Raw genomic sequence first — 18,643 nt, 5'->3', positions numbered from 1 at the left:
CTATGCCTAGCGGTAAAGAGATACGTGGTAAGATTTCTAGCGTTAAGAATACACAAAAAATCACTGGTGCAATGGAAATGGTAGCAGCTAGTAAGATGCGCAAGGCTCAAGATCGTATGAAATCATCACGACCTTATGCGGATAAAGTATCTAATGTTATTCATCATTTAGCGCAAGCTCATCCAGAGCACAAGCATCCTTATTTAGTAAACCGAGACCCTAATAAGGGGGTTGGATTTATTATTATCTCCAGCGATCGGGGCTTATGCGGTGGTCTAAATACTAACTTATTTAGACCATTATTACGATCAATGCAGGAATGGGATAAAAAAAGTATACCAATTAGTATGTGTACAATTGGTCAAAAAGCAAGTGTTTTTTTTCGTAGGTTCGGTGGAAAAATTATTGCACAAACAACTCATATTGGAGATAGTCCTAACATTGGGGATTTAATTGGTTCTATTAAAGTAATGCTAGATAGCTATCAAAAGGGGAATATAGATCGCTTATATTTAGTATTTAATAGATTTGTTAATACGATGACACAACAGCCAGTTATAGAGCAATTATTGCCTATTACTACACCTAAGTTTGATGAAAAATTAGATCATCGCTGGGATTATCTTTATGAGCCTGAAGCAAGTCGAGTACTCAACCAATTATTAGTACGATATATAGAGTCTTTAGTTTACCAGGGAGTTGTTGAAAATGTTGCTTGTGAGCAAGCGGCTAGAATGGTTGCTATGAAAGCGGCATCAGATAATGCAGGTAATCTTATTGATGATTTACAGCTTGCTTATAATAAAGCAAGACAAGCAATGATTACACAAGAACTCTCGGAAATTGTGGGTGGCGCTGCTGCTCTTTAGATTTATCTCAAATAAAGTTATTAACGTGTAGATTATTATTTTAAGAGGGAATATAAGTTATGAGCAGTGGAAAAACTGTGCAAGTAATTGGCGCAGTCGTTGATGTGGAGTTTCCACGTGATTCAATTCCAAAAATATATGATGCTTTAACTATTAATGAAGCAGGGTTAACTCTAGAAGTTCAGCAGCAACTTGGTGATGGGGTAGTGCGCACTATTGCTATGGGAAGTTCTGATGGTTTACGCCGAGGAATGGAGGTAACTAATACTAATGCACCAATATCTGTACCTGTTGGTAGTAAGACCTTAGGGAGGATTATGGACGTATTAGGAAAGCCCGTAGACGAAGCTGGTCCTATTGGAGAAGAAACACGGTGGTCAATTCACAGAAAGGCTCCTGCCTATGAGGAATTGGCTCCTGCTACTGAGCTATTAGAAACTGGTATTAAAGTTATTGATCTTATATGTCCTTTTGCAAAGGGGGGTAAAGTAGGACTCTTTGGAGGTGCTGGAGTAGGTAAAACCGTTAACATGATGGAGCTTATCCGCAATATCGCTACTGAGCACTCAGGATATTCAGTGTTTGCAGGGGTAGGAGAACGTACTCGAGAGGGTAATGATTTTTACCACGAGATGAAGGAATCTCAGGTTATAGATAAAGTTTCTCTTGTTTATGGGCAAATGAACGAACCTCCAGGAAATAGATTAAGAGTTGCACTTACTGGTCTTACGATGGCAGAATTTTTTAGAGAAGAAGGACGAGATGTATTGTTATTTGTTGATAATATTTATCGTTACACTCTTGCTGGAACAGAAGTGTCTGCACTGTTAGGCCGTATGCCGTCTGCGGTGGGCTATCAGCCTACTCTTGCTGAAGAAATGGGCGTTTTACAAGAACGTATTACTTCTACCAAGACAGGATCCATCACCTCAATTCAAGCAGTTTATGTGCCTGCAGATGACTTAACCGATCCTTCACCAGCGACTACTTTTGCTCACTTAGATGCTACCGTAGTACTATCTCGCCAGATTGCAGAACTTGGAATCTATCCTGCTGTAGATCCTTTAGATTCTACTAGCCGCCAATTAGATCCACTTATTGTAGGTCAAGAGCACTATCAAGTTGCACGATCGGTACAAGGTAACTTACAGAGATACAAGGAACTAAAGGATATTATTGCTATTTTAGGTATGGATGAACTTTCCGAAGAAGATAAACTTGTTGTTGCAAGAGCACGGAAAATTCAAAGATTCCTCTCTCAGCCTTTCTTTGTAGCTGAAGTGTTTACAGGAAGTCCAGGTAAATACGTACCCCTTAAAGACACTATTCAAGGATTTAAAGGTATTGTTGAGGGTGAATACGATCATTTGCCAGAACAAGCGTTTTATATGGTAGGTACTATCGACGAAGCCGTAGAAAAAGCGAAAAAACTTTAATACTACAGAATAATAGTTAAACTATGTCAATACATATTGATATTGTAAGTGCTGAGCAGGAAATTTTCTCAGGTACTGCGACTATGGTAATTGCCCCTGCAGAAATGGGGGAAGTTGGTATCATGCCGCAGCATACACCTATGCTTACTCGTCTTAAACCTGGTTCTGTAAGAGTTCAAAAGGAAGATGGCAAGGAGGAGTCTTTCTATGTATCAGGAGGATTACTTGAAGTTCAGCCTCATGTTATTACAATATTAGCGGATACTGCTCAAAGAGCAGATGATATTGATGAGGCTGCTGCATTAGAAGCCAAAGAGCGAGCAGAGGATACGCTTAAGAATCAGAAAGACAAAATTGATTATGCTCGAGCACAAGCTGAGTTGGCAGAAGCAATTGCTCAGATTAGAACAATTGAAAATCTTCGCAAAAAACTAGGTCGAAGATAAATCTTTCTATATATTCTTAAAAAAAGGCCACTTAACAGATGGCCTTTTTTTATTCCTGCAATAATACTTTTACTTTTAAAATAACACTACAATAATCTTGTAATAGTATGAAGGAGAAACTATTTATGTCTGTTAGCGTAATTATTCTTGCAGCAGGGCAAGGAAAACGAATGCGATCGCAGTTACCTAAAGTACTGCACAAATTAGCAGGCCAGCCACTGCTTAGTCATATAGTAACAAAAGTACGCCAGCTTACCCCTAAACAAATTATTATTGTTTATGGTCACGGTGGAGCATTAGTTTCTAATGCGATAAAGGCAGACGATATTACTTGGGTTCAGCAAAAAGAACAGCTAGGTACTGGCCATGCAGTACTTCAAGCTCTACCCTATCTTCAAGATAATACAACTACCTTGATTCTTGTTGGGGACGTACCTCTTATAAACACAGTAACGCTGAGGGAGTTACTTTCTACTACAACTAATAATCCATTAGGATTAATAACTGCTAATTTAGATAACCCTACAGGCTTAGGAAGGATTATTCGGAACAGCACTGGGTCAATTTCTGCTATTGTAGAAGAGGCTGATGCTAATTCTGATCAATTGAAAATAAAAGAAATTAACACTGGAATTATAGCAATTCAAACAAAGCATTTAAAAAAAGTCTTACCTCATGTAAAAAATTACAATGCACAAAAAGAGTACTATCTTACTGATATAGTGAGCCATACTATTAATGGCGGGGATACTATCGCCACAGTATTAGCAGCAGATCCGATAGAAGTGATAGGTATTAATGATCGTAAACAATTATCGTATTTAGAGCGTGCCTACCAAATCAGAGAGGCCGATCGTTTAATGGAACAAGGTGTAAGCTTCTGTGATCCAAATCGTTTTGATTTACGAGGTACGATTAAAATTGGGCAAGATGTCTATATTGATGCTAATGTAATTTTGGAGGGAGAAATAACTCTTGGGGATAATGTAATAATTGGACCTAACTGTTATATTCGTGATACGTACATCAGTTCAGGCGTTCAAATATTTGCTAATTGTGTTATAGAAGAAGCTATAATTGATTCCCAATCAAAAATTGGACCATTTGCTCGGATTCGACCTGAATCAAAATTAGGAAAACAAGTACATATCGGGAATTTTGTAGAAATTAAAAAATCCAACATCGCTGATAGATCGAAAATTAATCACTTAAGTTATATTGGTGATACATTGATTGGTAAAAACGTAAATGTGGGTGCAGGTACTATTACCTGTAATTATGATGGTGTGAATAAGTATCAAACTATTATTGAAGATAATGTTTTCATTGGTTCAGATACTCAGCTAATCGCTCCAGTTACTATAGGAGCTGGAGCAACCATTGGTGCGGGTACTACAATAACTAAAGATGCTCCTCCGGATAAATTAACCTTAAGTAGGGTACCACAAAAAACACATTTAACTTGGAAACGCTCTATCAAAAATCCTAATAAATAATAATTGAAAAAACTTTTGATCCAGCTTACTTTATTTTAAAGGAGAGAAACATGTGTGGTATTGTTGGAGCAGTAGCACAAAGAGATGTTGTTCCTATTTTATTAGAAGGCTTACGGCGACTAGAATACCGTGGCTACGATTCAGCAGGGATGGCTGTAGTTGATAGTGAGGCTACCTTACAACGAGTACGGCGAACAGGTAAAGTTGCAAAGCTCGAACAAGGACTTTTAGATACTGGTCTTACAGGATCTATAGGCATTGCTCATACCCGTTGGGCAACCCATGGGAAACCTAGTGAAGCTAATGCCCATCCTCACATTTGTCGTCAAAAAATAGCGATTGTCCATAATGGAATTATTGAAAATTATGAAGAACTAAAAGTTCGGCAACAGGAATTGGGTTTTGAATTTACCTCTCAAACAGATACAGAAGTAATTGTCCATCAGATTTATCACTATTTGGAAAAAGATAGTGATTTATTAATTGCTGTAAAACATACTCTTAAAGATCTCAAAGGGGCTTATTCTTTGGGTGTTATTTCTACCCAAGATCCTAATTATTTGATTGCTGCACGCCAAGGTAGCCCTCTTGTAGTAGGGATTGGTATTGGAGAACATTTTATTGCTTCTGATGTAGCTGCACTACTTCCAGTTACTCAGCGATTTATTTTTTTAGAAGAGGGAGATGTAGTAGAACTTAGTAGAGGACGAATTAGAATCTATGATATTACAGATCAGGTTATTGATCGTCCTATACGGGAAAGTGAATTACAAGTAGATGTGGCAGAAAAAGGGCAATTTCGCCACTATATGCTTAAAGAAATTTTTGAGCAACCCAGAGCTATTTCAGAGACTTTAGAAGGTCGTATTAATGGGCACCAAGTACTAGATGAATCTTTTGGCGTGGATGCTAAAGAGGTACTCAATCAAACTCAATCAGTACTCATTCTTGCTTGTGGTACAAGCTACCATGCCGGTATGACAGCACGTTATTGGTTAGAATCTATTGCTCATATTCCTTGCCAAGTAGAAATTGCTAGTGAATTCCGTTATCGCTCCCCAGTGGTCACACCAAATACTCTAGTGGTTGCTCTCTCTCAATCAGGAGAAACCGCTGATACTATTGCAGCACTTAAAGAAGCAAAAAGACTTGGTTTTCGTTTTAGTTTAAGTATTTGCAATGTACTTGAAAGTTCATTAGTCCGTGAATCAGATTTAGCACTTATGACTCGGGCAGGCCCTGAGATTGGGGTAGCCTCTACTAAAGCGTTTACTGCACAATTAGTAGCTCTCTTATTACTAGTAATTGTGTTAGGTCGTCGACGTCAACTTACATCAGAAAAAGAAGCAAATCTTGTATCTCAGCTCATTGCATTGCCTGCTAACATAGAGCAGGCGTTACAATTGAATTCTGCCATCCAAACCCTCTCTGAGCAATTTGCAGAAATTCGTAATGTACTCTTTTTAGGGCGAGGAGTTCATTACCCTATTGCAATGGAGGGAGCACTAAAGCTTAAAGAAATTTCTTACATTCATGCTGAATCCTATCCAGCAGGAGAATTAAAGCATGGACCGCTTGCCCTAGTAGATACAGACACGCCAGTAATAGCAGTAGCACCTAACGATCAGTTATTAGAAAAGCTAAAATCTAATTTACAGGAAGTTCGAGCACGAGGTGGACAGCTTTATATCTTTGCTGATCATGGTGCACAAGTAAGCCCAGGACCTGGAATGCAGGTTTTAGAAATGTTACCTATTGAAAATGAAACTGCTCCAATTGTTCATACTATTCCTTTACAGTTACTTGCTTATCATGTAGCTATTATTAAGGGTACTGATGTGGATCAACCTCGTAATTTAGCTAAATCAGTTACAGTTGAGTAACTTTATTATAGTAAGAAGCTATGTGTGTGGGCGGACAAAATAGTTGAGAACTGTAACAATAAAGATGAGAACTTTTAGAGGTCCAGTAATGCTGTGAAAAAACATACTGGACTTTCGTTATAGCTAAAGTCTTCATTTTCTGAAGCACAAATTGCCCGTCGCATTAAAGAGGGGCGTGGCCAAGGAAGGGAATGGTAAGGACTATATTCCATGGTTAACAGTACAAGAAATCCTTTCCTCAAGTCAATCAAACCGTATTTGCTTTCATAAAACGGGACGAATTCATCATTTACTGTCTGATTTAGAGCTTGCTATTTTTCTCAGCCTTGAATGGGAAAACAGCATGCTAGATATACGCGAACAGTTTCCTTTATTACCTAGTGACACTAAGCAGATTGCATTGGATAGTGGAATTAAGCATCCTGCTATTCGGGGTGTGGATCAGGTTATGCTCACTGATTTTTTAGTGGACTGACGGTCCTTTCCAGCAGTTTGCTATTCAAGTCAAACCTGCTGAGGCCTTACAGGACAGGACTAGTGCACCCTAGAAAAACTAGAACTAGAGCGACATTATTGGCAGTAAAAGCAAATCCCTTAGTTTATTTTTACTGATAAAGAAATAAATCCCGTTGTAAAAGAAAATATTGAATGGCTTTACTCAGTTAAAGTTGAAAACGCATCGCTATACGATGGCTGCTAATAAAAATAAAGCATCTAGATAGCAGTCTTAAATTATCCAAGAGCAATATCGAGTTGGTCACTAAAGTAAATTTCTAATGGAACTTCGCTTGCTAAAAATTTGCAGAAGCTTCCTTTGATAGCGCTCTGCTTAAGGCGTTACTCCGAGAGTGTAGAAGACTATCAAATTAGACGGATTTGCCAAATCTTTATTACGTTTAAGGAGGAAGATGTTGAGCCTAGCCATTAGCGGCTATTATGAAGTGTGACACTGCCTAAAGAGCGGATAACAGAGGGTGCACAAAGAGCTTTTAGATATGATCTGTAAGGAGGATTGAGTAGTTAAGTTAGCTAGTTTTGATGACGATGTGCAGGTTATACATATTGGTCATTTATTCCGTAACTTGGGCCATAAAGTGTGGTGTGTTTTTGTTTGACTTAATTCAATGCAAGAATAAAATTATTATATATTTAATAGCTTACCTTTTTTAAGCAGAGGCAAAACTCTTAACCGTACAACTCAACAAAGTAATACGTCAGATCGTGTGATTGAGTTTGGGGTATCGGGCCTGCAGCAAGCTAAATTGATAGATTTTCCTAACCTTTCTTCCTTTACTTCCGTACGCAACAAGGATGGCGTGCAGAATTCATTTATCTACGAGGATGAAACATTCTATAGTAAGATTCGTTATCACATTCCCCAATTAGAGCTAGCTCGGTCATTATTTTCAATTAGCCTCTATTTTTGTCGAAGCTGCTTGAGCAGTACAGCTTTACAGCAAGAGTTTGACGTTCAGTATGAGGTGGAGCGAGATCATTTAGATATAACCTAGTTCTTCGTTTCCTAAAGAGGCATTAGAGCAGTCGGCTGTAGAGCAGCTTTTAGTTTGGTTATTTTTAGATAAAGATGTTATGAATTCCTATGAAAGCATTTTTAAGCACTATCAAAAAAGTAGATAAATTACGAAGAATGGTGAGCAGTGGTGCTTTAGTTTTGACCCACCACCCATGCAGGGATGGAAACTCCATGTGAAAGGACGTTTCTCTAATGAAGGTAGGGATTATTTAGTTGAGAAAATAGTTGGTTTAGAAGTCAGTGCGAGGCTTCCTAGAACAACACGGATCACCCATGTATTCTTTCAGGAAAAGAAGGAGGGTGAAGGCAGTACACAACACATAGCAGTCCCGATAGAGTCAGTCGTTGATGATGAGGATCTACAGTTAGATGACGAAGCGACAGCCAATATAGATATAGATACACGGGTGATAGAGACTGATCCGACTTGGGTGAGTTTTAGCAGACCTAGTCAAATTGAGAAATCATATAAGGCAAGGAAAAGTAGCCAAATTATTATAGAAAAAGAAGAAACGGCTACAGGTGGAAATAGTAATTTGTTTAGTACTGATGACGAATCACACTTAGGCGGTGTATTAGCGGCAGCAGATGTAAGCGGAAAGCAAGATGCAACAAATTACAACTATATTTTCGCTAATCACTTTGCGGCCTTTAATGAGTTAATTGTAATTCCAAAAACTAAATTTGGATACCATGTAATTTTTGAAGAAATACTGGTTTTGCCTAAAATTGGGCGTAGTAGACTACATCTGTGTAAAGATGGCTCACCAACTACTAAAGCCTTGACTGGTGTTGATCGAGAAACATGGCAGAGTGATTTTGAAAGAATTCGGTGTGAGGTGGTGAAAGGTTCGTTAAATTAGCGAAATGGCTTATTTGATCAGCTGTATGGGAGAGACGGGCATAGAGGGGTGAATTATCCGAAGAGATTAGGGGAATTGGAAGTGTTGAGAGAGGATATGGAGGGATGGGCTAAGAGAGCTGCCTGGATGAGGAGAGTCGATCAGGATTTACCCAACAATTAATTTAAAACTCAGTTTACTAAGCAAGTAATAAATATTTAGTTATTTAAGGTTCATCATATATGGAAATTGATTTTTCTAAAATTAGAGCACATGAAGGTAGTAAAAACTCAGGCTTTGAAGAGTTGATTTGCCAAATTGCTCACCTTCAAAAACCAGCTTCTGGAAAGCGTTTTGTAAGGAAGGATGGGGCAGGTGGTGATGCTGGCGTTGAGTGCTATTGGATTCTAGAGGATGGTTCTGAAATATGCTGGCAAGCCAAATATTTTTTAGGTGAAATGAACCCCTCCCACTGGCAGCAATTAGACAAATCATTTACTACAGCCTTAGAGAATCATCCCAGATTAACGCATTATGTTGTTTGCTTGCCTTTAGATAAAGCTGATAGCAGAAAGATAGGGAAAGGAGGGAAGCAAGTAGTTTCTGTTGAAGATGAATGGTTAGAGAGAATTGAAAAGTGGGAAGGTCAAGCAAAGACTGTTGGTCGTAAAATAACGTTCTCATATTGGGGTAAGCATGAGATTACTAATTTTCTTACGATTGATGATCCCCTTTACTCTGGCAGAGCTTTGTATTGGTTTAACGAACCATTTCTCGGAATAGAAGTATTCAGAAAGATCGTAAAAAGATCGCAAGATAGCTTGGGAGAGAGGTATACCCCAGAGTTTCATGTTGAACTTCCCATCGCAAAGAGTTTCGATGGTCTGTCTTTAAATCCTTCATGGTGGAATCTTCTTAAAGAGAGGAGAAGAAAGCTCAAAAAAGCTGGTTTAGATGCTGTTTCTTGCTTAAAGAAAGAGGATAAAAATGGAGATATATCGTTAAACGGTGAAAGCATAAATAGCTTAGATGAGCGACTTGATAATCTACTAGATGAGTTTGAGAAAGGGATTGCCTGCAAAGATTTTCATAATCGACTACCAAGCATAAGCAATTTATTAGAGGAGCTATCTAATTTATATGCTGAGATTTATAAGGATGTGTATGATAAAACCGATCGGTTCAAAAAAACAGATAACATTAGAAGTGTTCTATATGGATTATCCAGCGAACTAGACAAATTAGCATTTTTCATAAAACAAAAAAAAGCCATCTCATCCCAGACGAAAGCTTTACTCCTTTATGGTGAAGCTGGAATAGGTAAATCACACCTCCTATGTGACTTAAGCGTACATAGAATCAATGAGAAATTGCCTACATTATTTTTATTGGGGGCTCAGTACCAAGGTGGGAACCCCATCGATTTCATAAAAAAATCATTAGACTTACAAAGCTGTAGAAACTATCAAGTCTTAGGGGCTATAGATGCAGCGGGAGAAGCATCGGATTCGAGAGCACTTATTGTAATAGATGCAATCAACGAAGGCAAACACAAAGAGGACTGGTATAACCAAATAACAGGGTTTTTGTCCGACTTATCACGGTTTCCATATATTGCTGTTCTGTTCAGTTGTCGCAGTACATATCTAAACATTCTTCTAGATAGTGCGAGTGATAGCCTCCTGCCACGTTTAGAGCATTATGGGTTTAGAGGGCATGAGCATAGAGCAGCGGAGAAATTTCTTTCCCTGCAAGGCATATCTAAACCAAGTGCACCAATATTAGCCCCAGAATTTACTAACCCACTGTTTTTGAAAACTTGCTGTAAAGCGCTTAAACAAAAAGAACAAAGCTCATTTCCAAAAGGACTGAATTCTATTACCTCGTTATTTGATTTTTATGTCAAAAGCATTGAAAGCGCTGTGGCAAGAAAGAAGAAATTCAATCCACAAGAAAATATCGTTAAGTCAACACTTATGGATATAGCTTCAAAATTATTACCAGACCATCTTGAAGGGATTCCGATACAATATGCTAGAAAAATGATTAATTCTTTCGACCCGAACCCTTATTCTGGGGATAAGCTTTTTGATATATTAATTGATGAAGGTATTATTTCTGAAGATGTTTCTTACGAAAATAAGGATGGTGTGAATCTCATAATAAGATTTACATATGAACGATTCAGTGATTATTTTATTGCTCTAAAATTGGTAAATCAGATAGAAGACATTGAAGCGGCCTTTTCAGATGGAGGATCTATAGGGAAATTACTCAAAGAACATAGTTACTATCGATTTTCTGGAATATTTGAATCTCTGGCAATTATTATTGCTGAGCGCTTTAATAGGGAATTGGAGGATTTGCTTCCTGATGATATTGAAGTCGAAAAGTGGCAGCTAGATGAGACTTTTCAGAATACTGTTTTATGGAGGAGCCCAAGCTCCTTTTCTGAAAGGACTCTGGATATTTTAAATAATTTAGATGAACATTCCTACAATCATCCAGCACTGGATATTTTGTTGCAACTGTCAACAGAGTCCAAGCATCCATGGAATGCTGAGTTTCTTCATCAAAACCTTGCGAAGAAAGTAATTGCTCAAAGAGACCGCTTTTGGTCTATCCACATAGCGTATGGTGATAGTTCTGAGGAAGATAATGAATACGAGTCCATTGTTAGAACGATTATTGAATGGTCATATTCTGGCGAATTAGAGTCTGTCGAAGAAGAAAGAATTAGGCTCTGCGCTATCACCCTTATTTGGTTTTTGACCACCCCGAACAGGCGAATAAGGGATCGATCTACAAAATCTTTGGTCAGAATTCTTTCATCTTACCCCCATCTGGTTGAAGGTTTATTAAACAAATTTTCGACTATAAATGATACGTACTTAACTGAGAGGATTTATGCTGTTGCGTATGGTGTCGTTTGCAATACTAACAAAGAAGATATTATTAGAGGTATAGCGATCACTACATTTGAATTGATCTTTAGAGATGGTGAACCAATCCCGCACATTCTTCTTAGAGACTATGCACGAGGAATTTTAGAGTACGCCTTTCATATTGGAGTGCTTTCGGAAGAAATAAATACGGAAAAATTCAAGCCTCCTTATAAGAGCAGCCCAGAAATTGATAATCCATCCTCAAAAGAAATAGAGCGCATAATAGGAGATGAATTTCCATCAAGAATAAAAAGTTCTTTAATGGGTTTTCCGGGTGATTTTGGAAACTATACTATGAGCTGTGTTCATAATTGGTCTTCAACACTTATAGCCTTACCAAAGATTGAGAATGGTTTTGAGATCAAGCAGCGATTTGCCCATGAGCTATTAACTGGCGATGTCCAAGAAGGATATTTGGCAAGTCTAGAACAAGCACCAAGAAGTTGCATTTTACCTTCATCAGAAGAGTTATTAAAGGCTCTTGGAGGAGTTGAGTATGATTTCGAAGACTATATGTGCGAATTTGAGGATAAAAGAGAAGAGCAAGAAAAACTTGATAGTAGGATAAACGCACAACTTAATGACGATCAGCAAGAGTGTTATCGTTGGCTTTCTGGGATAAATAATAAGCAGCCTGCTACCTTTAGTAGGAAATGGGCACAAAGATGGGTTTGTAAACGGATCCATGAGTTTGGATGGACAGAGAAGCTATTTGCTGATTTTGAAATGATGTGTTCGCATGGAAGGAGCGGCGGTCCAAGTGGTGGAGAAATGGAGCGTGTTGGCAAAAAATATCAATGGATGGCTTTCCATGAGTTTTTGGCAAGACTTTCTGATAACTACCATTGGATTAATCGAGATTATAGCGATGTTCCCGATGATGATAATTATGAAGGACCTTGGCAAATCAATAAACGTGATATTGATCCTACTATTTGGGCAAGACAATATGGAGAATACCAAACCTATCACAACAAGCAGTGTACTTGGTGGCAACCTTATAGCTTCCCATTCCCAGATAAAAATGATCCTGTGGCCAAGACTAATTTCTTATGGGATGAAGAGATTTTGCCTCAATTCTCAGAGCTACTACAAAGAACAATGCCTGCTGACAATTCTAGATGGCTAGTTTTGCATGGCTTTTGGTCTGAAAATAGGAAGTATTCAGAGGATGATATCCAGAGTCCTTATCTGGATGGATGGTTCAGGATCAACTCTATAATCATTCGCAAAGAAGATTATGATTTATTAGCAAAAGGGGTTGAGGGAAAAACACTTTGTGATCCCAGTATAGTCACTGGATCATCAACCCAACATCAAGGTTTTTTAGGGGAATATCCCTGGCACACAATATATCGCCATCTTTCTGGGTGGAGGGAGCCAGAAGAAGTTCATAGGGGACTGATTGCAGTCCGACACTTTATCCCATTTGCTAAATATGAATGGGAGGACAGTGGTAAAGATTACTCTATTAATAGTTCACTTTACTTTCATGTGCCAGCCAAGGAATTGATTCAGGAGATGGATTTGGCGAGGTTCACGGGGAAACGGGGGCAATGGGAGAGTAAGGGGAAACTTATGTTTTTGGATCCAAGTCTAGAAGAGTACGGTCCTTCATATGGATTAATATGTGCTGAACGGTTACAAAAATGGCTTGATGATAATGATATGGAAATAGTTTGGTTAATCGGTGGGGAAAAACAAATGTTTTCTTCTGGAGTAAGCCAATTTTTTGGTCGTTTAGTTTATAGTGGCTTGTTTAAATATGAAGATGGTAAGCCTATAGGAAATATGTGGTTTGACAGAGAGGAGCCACCAAATTGAGTAAGCAAACGTAGTCTTTGTATTTAGGTTTTTACTATCTAGGAGGGCTAGAGAGAGAGTTAAATGGATAAAAATAGGTTAATCGGAGCAGATATCATAATGAAGTTCATGTTGCCAGGTGTAACAGAGACAGGCTGAGATAGCATGACCCAGATCAAGGAAGAGGTGAAGCTGAGTGATGGTAGGTAAAGTGATTGTCTGTGCTTAAGGGGAATTACCGTTCCAAACTATTTTGTCCGTCCACAAACTTAGTATTACTTGGAGAAAATATCGTACTACTATGTTGATACCAGATTATATCGACCTATGCATTTTGTTATTGAGTTATAGTGTATAATCGTAGGATTAGTAATTAACGGTCAACTTTACATAAGTTTCCGATTTTACTCTTTAGATAGCTCCCGCATGTTCAACACTTCAATAAATTAAGACTTGGTTTATTTCTAGCTTAATTTGTATATCATAAGCACTACTAATAATATAAGTTCAATTACCATTAACGTATGTCTGATACTGTTACTATACAACCACCTACTATGCCTACTGGTAGTGTTTGCGATGTTTCTATCCAAACCATTGCCATGCCTAGAGATGCTAATTGGAATGGAGATATTTTTGGTGGCTGGATCGTCTCCCAAATGGATTTAGCAGGAGCTGCTTGTGCTCGTCGCCGTGCAAAAGGCAGGGTAACTACCGTTGCAATTAACAGCATGGTTTTTTTACACCCTGTACCTGTTGGTTCTATGGTGAGTTGTTATACCTGTTTAATAGGTGAGGGGCAAACTTCTATGAAAATCCATATTGAAGTTTGGATTCAAAATGATCAATTAAAGTATACCAAAGTAACAGAAGGATTATTTATTTTTGTAGCTATTGATGATGAGGGTAAAAAACGTTTATTGCCTCCCTTGGATAGCTAATAAAGATTTTATAAATACCTATACCAATAAATTTAATATCAAGGGTTAATTATGGAAAAGCGTACCGCACTCTATGATTTACATAAGGTCTTAGATGCTCATATTGTAGATTTCGCAGGCTGGGAAATGCCACTGCATTATGGCTCTCAAGTGGCAGAACACCACCAAGTGCGTCGAAAAGCAGGAATATTTGATGTTTCTCATATGGCAATTACGGATCTAAAAGGAGAAAAAGTACGCTCTTTTTTACGCTATTTACTCGCTAATAATATCGATCGTTTAAATACTCCGGGAGCGGCACTTTATAGCTGTATGCTCAATGAGCATGGGGGGGTTATTGACGATATTATTGCTTACTTCATTTCAGAGAAAGAATTCCGCATTGTTTCTAATGCAGGTACTCGAGATAAGGATTTGGCTTGGATTAAATCTCATAGCCAATCCTTTGGAGTATCTGTAATAGAACGGTTAGATCTAGCAATGATTGCTATCCAAGGGCCAGAAGCACGAGATAAGGTGCATGATCAGCTAAACGAGTCTATACAAGAGAGAGTAATAAACTTAAAGCGATTTCATGGAACCTGGGAGGGAGATTTCTTCATAGCCCGTACAGGATACACGGGAGAAGATGGTTATGAATTATTGCTTCCAATAGTAGATGCTCAAAGCTGGTGGCAAAAAATGATAGATCATGGAGTAGCTCCTTGTGGGTTAGGTGCTAGAGACACTCTAAGGTTAGAGGCAGGTATGTGCCTTTATGGAACTGACATGGATGAAAGTACTACCCCTTTTGAATCTGGACTAGGTTGGACTGTAGTGCTAAAACCTACAGATCGAGATTTTATTGGTAGAAAAACATTAGAACAAAAGATAGCTAATACCCAACAAGTAGGCTTACTCCTTTTAGGAAAGGGATTATTACGAAATAGACAGCCTATCACGACTGATTTAGGAGAAGGAATGATTACTAGTGGTGGATTTTCCCCTACTTTAAATCGATCTATTGCCCTTGCTAATGTGCCTATTGGTGCTAGCCACTGTGAAGTAGATATTCGTGGCAAAAAGCTTATTGCTGAGATTGTAAAGCCCCCTTTTGTACGTCAAGGAAAATCTTGCTTTAGTGATGAGTTGTTAGCTAAATCAAATTAAGCAATTGAGGATGGATAGGTTTTAACTTCCTCCTTGCTCGCTCTATTGCAGCCTTTACCTGATTAGGAGCAGTACCTCCTAGATGATCTCTTGCTTGCACAGATCCTTCCAATGTAAGAATCTTGAAAATATCTTGCTCAATACAAGAGCTGAATTTTTGTAACTCCTCTAAACTTAAATTAGATAAATCCTTATTTTGCTCAATTGCTAACGCAACTACTTTCCCTACAATTTCATGTGCATCACGGAAAGATACTCCTTTCCGCACTAAGTAGTCTGCAAGATCAGTGGCAGTAGCATAGCCCTGCATAGCGGCTTGTCGCATTTTATCTGGATGAGTTTTAATAGAAGGAATCATATCAGCAAAAGCCCTTAAACATCCAAGTACAGTATCCACTGTATCGAATAAAGGCTCTTTATCTTCTTGGTTATCTTTATTATAGGCAAGGGGCTGTGCTTTCATTAAGGTAAGTAAACTAACTAAATGCCCGTTGACTCGTCCTGTCTTTCCTCTTACTAATTCTGGTACATCTGGATTTTTCTTCTGTGGCATAATAGAAGAGCCAGTGCAAAACCGATCAGGTAGTTGAATAAAGTTAAATTGGGCAGAAGACCATAAAATTAATTCTTCTGAAAAACGAGATAAATGAGTCATTAACAGTGCACTTGCTGCGGCAAATTCAATTGCAAAATCCCTATCAGAAACTGCATCTAAAGAATTTTCCGCAATAGTTTCGAAACCTAATAATTTTGCAGTATAGGATCTATCGATGGGGAAGGTTGTACCTGCAAGGGCTGCAGATCCTAAAGGCATAGTACTTACCCTACGGCGACAATCAATAAAACGAGCCAAATCTCTTACAAGCATTTCAAACCAAGCCATAAGATGATGACCAAATGTAACGGGCTGGGCTGTTTGTAAATGAGTAAATCCCGGCATAATAGTTTTATATTCTCTCTCAGCCAAAGTAAGTAAAGCAATTTGTAGATTTTGTAGTTGTATACAAAGAGTATCAATTGAATCTCTTAAATATAAACGTATATCTGTAGCAACTTGATCATTTCTTGATCGACCTGTATGAAGCTTTTTACCTACAGATCCTATTCTTTGGATAAGTGCTGCTTCAATATTCATATGCACATCTTCAAGCTGTTCAGACCAAGTAAAATTACCCTGAGTAATATCTTGAGCAATACTTTTTAAGCCTTCTACGATAAGCGTACACTCATCAGCTGAAAGTACACCAACTTTAGCTAGCATACGTGCATGAGCGATGGATCCTTGTATGTCTTGTACATATAAACGATAGTCAAAATTTATAGATGCAGTAAACTTTTCAACGAAAGAATCTGTCGGTTCTGTAAAACGTCCTGACCAAGGTTTACTATAAACAGTCATAGAGGTGTTATATACTCCATTTAAGCTAAAGTTGATAAAAATTTTGCTATGATTTGAGGATATCTGCAGTTTAATTCTATTATAGAGAGTGAATAATTATATTCTTTCTATTTTAGTGGCATATTTATTACTGATTTGAGATAAATGTATCTGCTTTAATCCAAATTAAAACCAATAATAATGATTTTTTCTTTATGATGAAAACTTCTCTTCGCATCGCTACCCGTAAAAGCCAGCTTGCCCTATGGCAAGCAAGACATGTAGCTAACACTTTACAATATCTATATCCTAAATTGCAGGTAGAATTTATTATGATGACTACTCAAGGAGATAAAATTCTTGATTCTCCTTTAGCAAAAATAGGAGGAAAAGGATTATTCGTAAAAGAGCTAGAGCAGGGAATCTTAAATAACGAGGCAGATATTGCCGTTCACTCAATGAAAGATGTGCCCGTGGAATTACCTGATGGACTCCATATTGCTGCTATTTGCCAAAGGGAAGATCCTAGAGATGCTTTTGTCTCTAACCATTGGCAAAAACTAAGCGATCTTCCTCAAGGTGCTAGAGTAGGCACATCCAGTCTACGGCGACAAACTCAAATTTGTGAATACCGGAGTGATTTTCAAATTTTGGACTTAAGAGGTAATGTAAATACTCGTCTGACCAAACTAGATAACAATGAATTTGATGCTATCATTCTAGCTACAGCAGGATTAAAACGTCTTACACTAGAAGAGCGAATTAAGGAAACGCTTACACCTGAAATCAGTCTTCCTGCTATTGGCCAAGGTGCAATTGGCATTGAGTGCCGAAAAGGCGATACAGTAACTGAGCAATTACTTAAATCACTTGAACATGTGCCAACTAGGATTACTGTGATTGCAGAACGTGCATTAAATGAGCGGCTTGCTGGAGGATGCCAAGTTCCTATCGGAGGTTACGCTGAACTTATTGATGATAATCAAGTTTGGTTACGAGCTTTGGTGGGTCGCCCTGATGGTAGTGAAGTTATTCGAGGAGAAATAAAAGGATTATTAACCGAAGCAGAAAATATAGGAACCTCTCTTGCTGAGGATTTATTAAATCGAGGAGCAGATAAAATCTTGGCTGAGATTTATGGTAGCTAGCAGTGATCAGAGACTCGCAGGACAACGTATTTTAGTAACTCGCCCAATGGGACAAGCTGAGAATTTATGCCGGCTTATTGAAAAAGAGGGAGGATGCTCACTGCATTTTCCTATGATTAGGATTATTAAATCGGAAAGTTACCCCGAAGTAAATGAAATTATTCAATCCCTAGATACTTTCCATTGGGCTATATTTGTTAGTGTAAATGCAGTTAAATATGGAATTCCTCTTATTTTAGAACAAAGAAATTTCCCAAAAAACTTAAAAATTGCGGTAGTTGGAAGAGGAACAGCAAAGACATTAGCAGCATTTAATTTGTTTATAAGTCTTTGCCCTAGTACCGGTTATAATAGTGAAGCATTACTTGCTATGGATGAATTTCAAGACATGGTAGGAAAAAAAATTATAATTTTTCGTGGAAATGGGGGAAGAAATTTACTTGCTAAAACATTAGCAGATCGAGGTGCACAAGTAAGTTTTGGAGAAGTTTATCGTAGGTGTTTACCCCTACCTACAGTATTAAAAACTCTTCATCAAACCTTAATAAGTAATCCTGCAGATATCATTGTCACTACTAGCCAAGAGATTTTAGAGAACCTATGTACTGTTGTTGCAACTTCTCTACTAGAAAAGCTCTATACTACCCCCTTAGTAGTTATTGGCATACGGCAAGCTCAAAGAGCAAAAGAGCTAGGATTCACTAAGATCTACCCAGTAGACAAACCTGAAGATAATGCCCTTATTACAGCAATGATTAGATGCAGGGCTTAAT

At 38.1% G+C, this 18,643-nt stretch carries 14 protein-coding genes; 13 read left to right on the top strand and 1 reads right to left on the bottom strand.

Annotation, left to right across the window (positions count from 1 at the left end; genetic code table 11):
* Positions 1-2 precede the first annotated feature (2 nt).
* From atpG to gcvT, 11 genes are all read left to right on the top strand, one after another.
* On the top strand, positions 3-869 hold the full coding sequence (gene atpG / locus NSCAC_RS08690) for a F0F1 ATP synthase subunit gamma (protein WP_197744401.1): 867 nt from the start codon (positions 3-5) through the stop codon (positions 867-869).
* Positions 870-928: 59 nt separating this feature from the next.
* Entirely contained in the window at positions 929-2,305 is a 1,377-nt protein-coding gene (gene atpD / locus NSCAC_RS08685; RefSeq protein WP_197744400.1) for a F0F1 ATP synthase subunit beta, read from the top strand.
* Between the two features lie 23 nt (positions 2,306-2,328).
* Positions 2,329-2,751 carry a F0F1 ATP synthase subunit epsilon gene (locus tag NSCAC_RS08680; protein ID WP_197744399.1) on the top strand — a complete coding sequence of 141 codons (423 nt, stop codon included), beginning with the start codon at positions 2,329-2,331 and terminating at the stop codon, positions 2,749-2,751.
* Between the two features lie 125 nt (positions 2,752-2,876).
* On the top strand, positions 2,877-4,247 hold the full coding sequence (gene glmU / locus NSCAC_RS08675) for a bifunctional UDP-N-acetylglucosamine diphosphorylase/glucosamine-1-phosphate N-acetyltransferase GlmU (RefSeq protein ID WP_197744398.1): 1,371 nt from the start codon (positions 2,877-2,879) through the stop codon (positions 4,245-4,247).
* Between the two features lie 50 nt (positions 4,248-4,297).
* Positions 4,298-6,130, top strand: coding sequence for a glutamine--fructose-6-phosphate transaminase (isomerizing) (gene glmS / locus NSCAC_RS08670; protein ID WP_197744397.1), 1,833 nt, complete (start codon positions 4,298-4,300; stop codon positions 6,128-6,130).
* Between the two features lie 175 nt (positions 6,131-6,305).
* Positions 6,306-6,605: a PDDEXK family nuclease gene (locus NSCAC_RS08975; protein ID WP_456298406.1), complete on the top strand. Its 300-nt coding sequence runs from the start codon at positions 6,306-6,308 to the stop codon at positions 6,603-6,605.
* Positions 6,606-7,353: 748 nt separating this feature from the next.
* Positions 7,354-7,641 carry a hypothetical protein gene (locus NSCAC_RS08850; protein WP_232085930.1) on the top strand — a complete coding sequence of 96 codons (288 nt, stop codon included), beginning with the start codon at positions 7,354-7,356 and terminating at the stop codon, positions 7,639-7,641.
* 196 nt (positions 7,642-7,837) lie between these two features.
* Complete coding sequence (locus tag NSCAC_RS08845) at positions 7,838-8,527, top strand: hypothetical protein (protein WP_232085929.1); 690 nt, start codon at positions 7,838-7,840, stop codon at positions 8,525-8,527.
* Positions 8,528-8,748: 221 nt separating this feature from the next.
* On the top strand, positions 8,749-13,275 hold the full coding sequence (locus NSCAC_RS08655) for an NACHT domain-containing protein (RefSeq protein WP_197744396.1): 4,527 nt from the start codon (positions 8,749-8,751) through the stop codon (positions 13,273-13,275).
* 503 nt (positions 13,276-13,778) lie between these two features.
* The gene (locus NSCAC_RS08650) at positions 13,779-14,195 is read left to right on the top strand and encodes an acyl-CoA thioesterase (RefSeq protein WP_232085928.1); all 417 of its coding nucleotides are present in this window, start codon (positions 13,779-13,781) and stop codon (positions 14,193-14,195) included.
* A gap of 51 nt (positions 14,196-14,246) precedes the next feature.
* Complete coding sequence (gene gcvT, locus NSCAC_RS08645; protein ID WP_197744395.1) at positions 14,247-15,344, top strand: glycine cleavage system aminomethyltransferase GcvT; 1,098 nt, start codon at positions 14,247-14,249, stop codon at positions 15,342-15,344.
* Here the strand turns inward: gcvT and argH are convergent.
* The gene (argH, locus tag NSCAC_RS08640; protein ID WP_197744394.1) at positions 15,331-16,743 is read right to left on the bottom strand and encodes an argininosuccinate lyase; all 1,413 of its coding nucleotides are present in this window, start codon (positions 16,741-16,743) and stop codon (positions 15,331-15,333) included. The two genes, gcvT and argH, sit on opposite strands and share 14 nt — an antisense overlap.
* A gap of 194 nt (positions 16,744-16,937) precedes the next feature.
* On the opposite strand from argH, the gene hemC reads away from it, so the two are divergent.
* Positions 16,938-17,870, top strand: a complete 933-nt coding sequence (gene hemC, locus NSCAC_RS08635) for a hydroxymethylbilane synthase (protein WP_197744393.1) — start codon at positions 16,938-16,940, stop codon at positions 17,868-17,870.
* Positions 17,860-18,642, top strand: a complete 783-nt coding sequence (locus tag NSCAC_RS08630; RefSeq protein WP_197744392.1) for a uroporphyrinogen-III synthase — start codon at positions 17,860-17,862, stop codon at positions 18,640-18,642. Before hemC ends, NSCAC_RS08630 begins: the two co-directional genes overlap by 11 nt.
* Position 18,643: the final 1 nt, after the last annotated feature.

The organism is Candidatus Nitrosacidococcus tergens, from assembly GCF_902810445.1.
In the GTDB taxonomy this organism is placed as follows: domain Bacteria; phylum Pseudomonadota; class Gammaproteobacteria; order Nitrosococcales; family Nitrosococcaceae; genus Nitrosacidococcus; species Nitrosacidococcus tergens.
The sequence above is the reverse complement of the archived record's forward strand: the minus strand, read 5'-3'. Positions and strand labels throughout refer to the sequence as shown.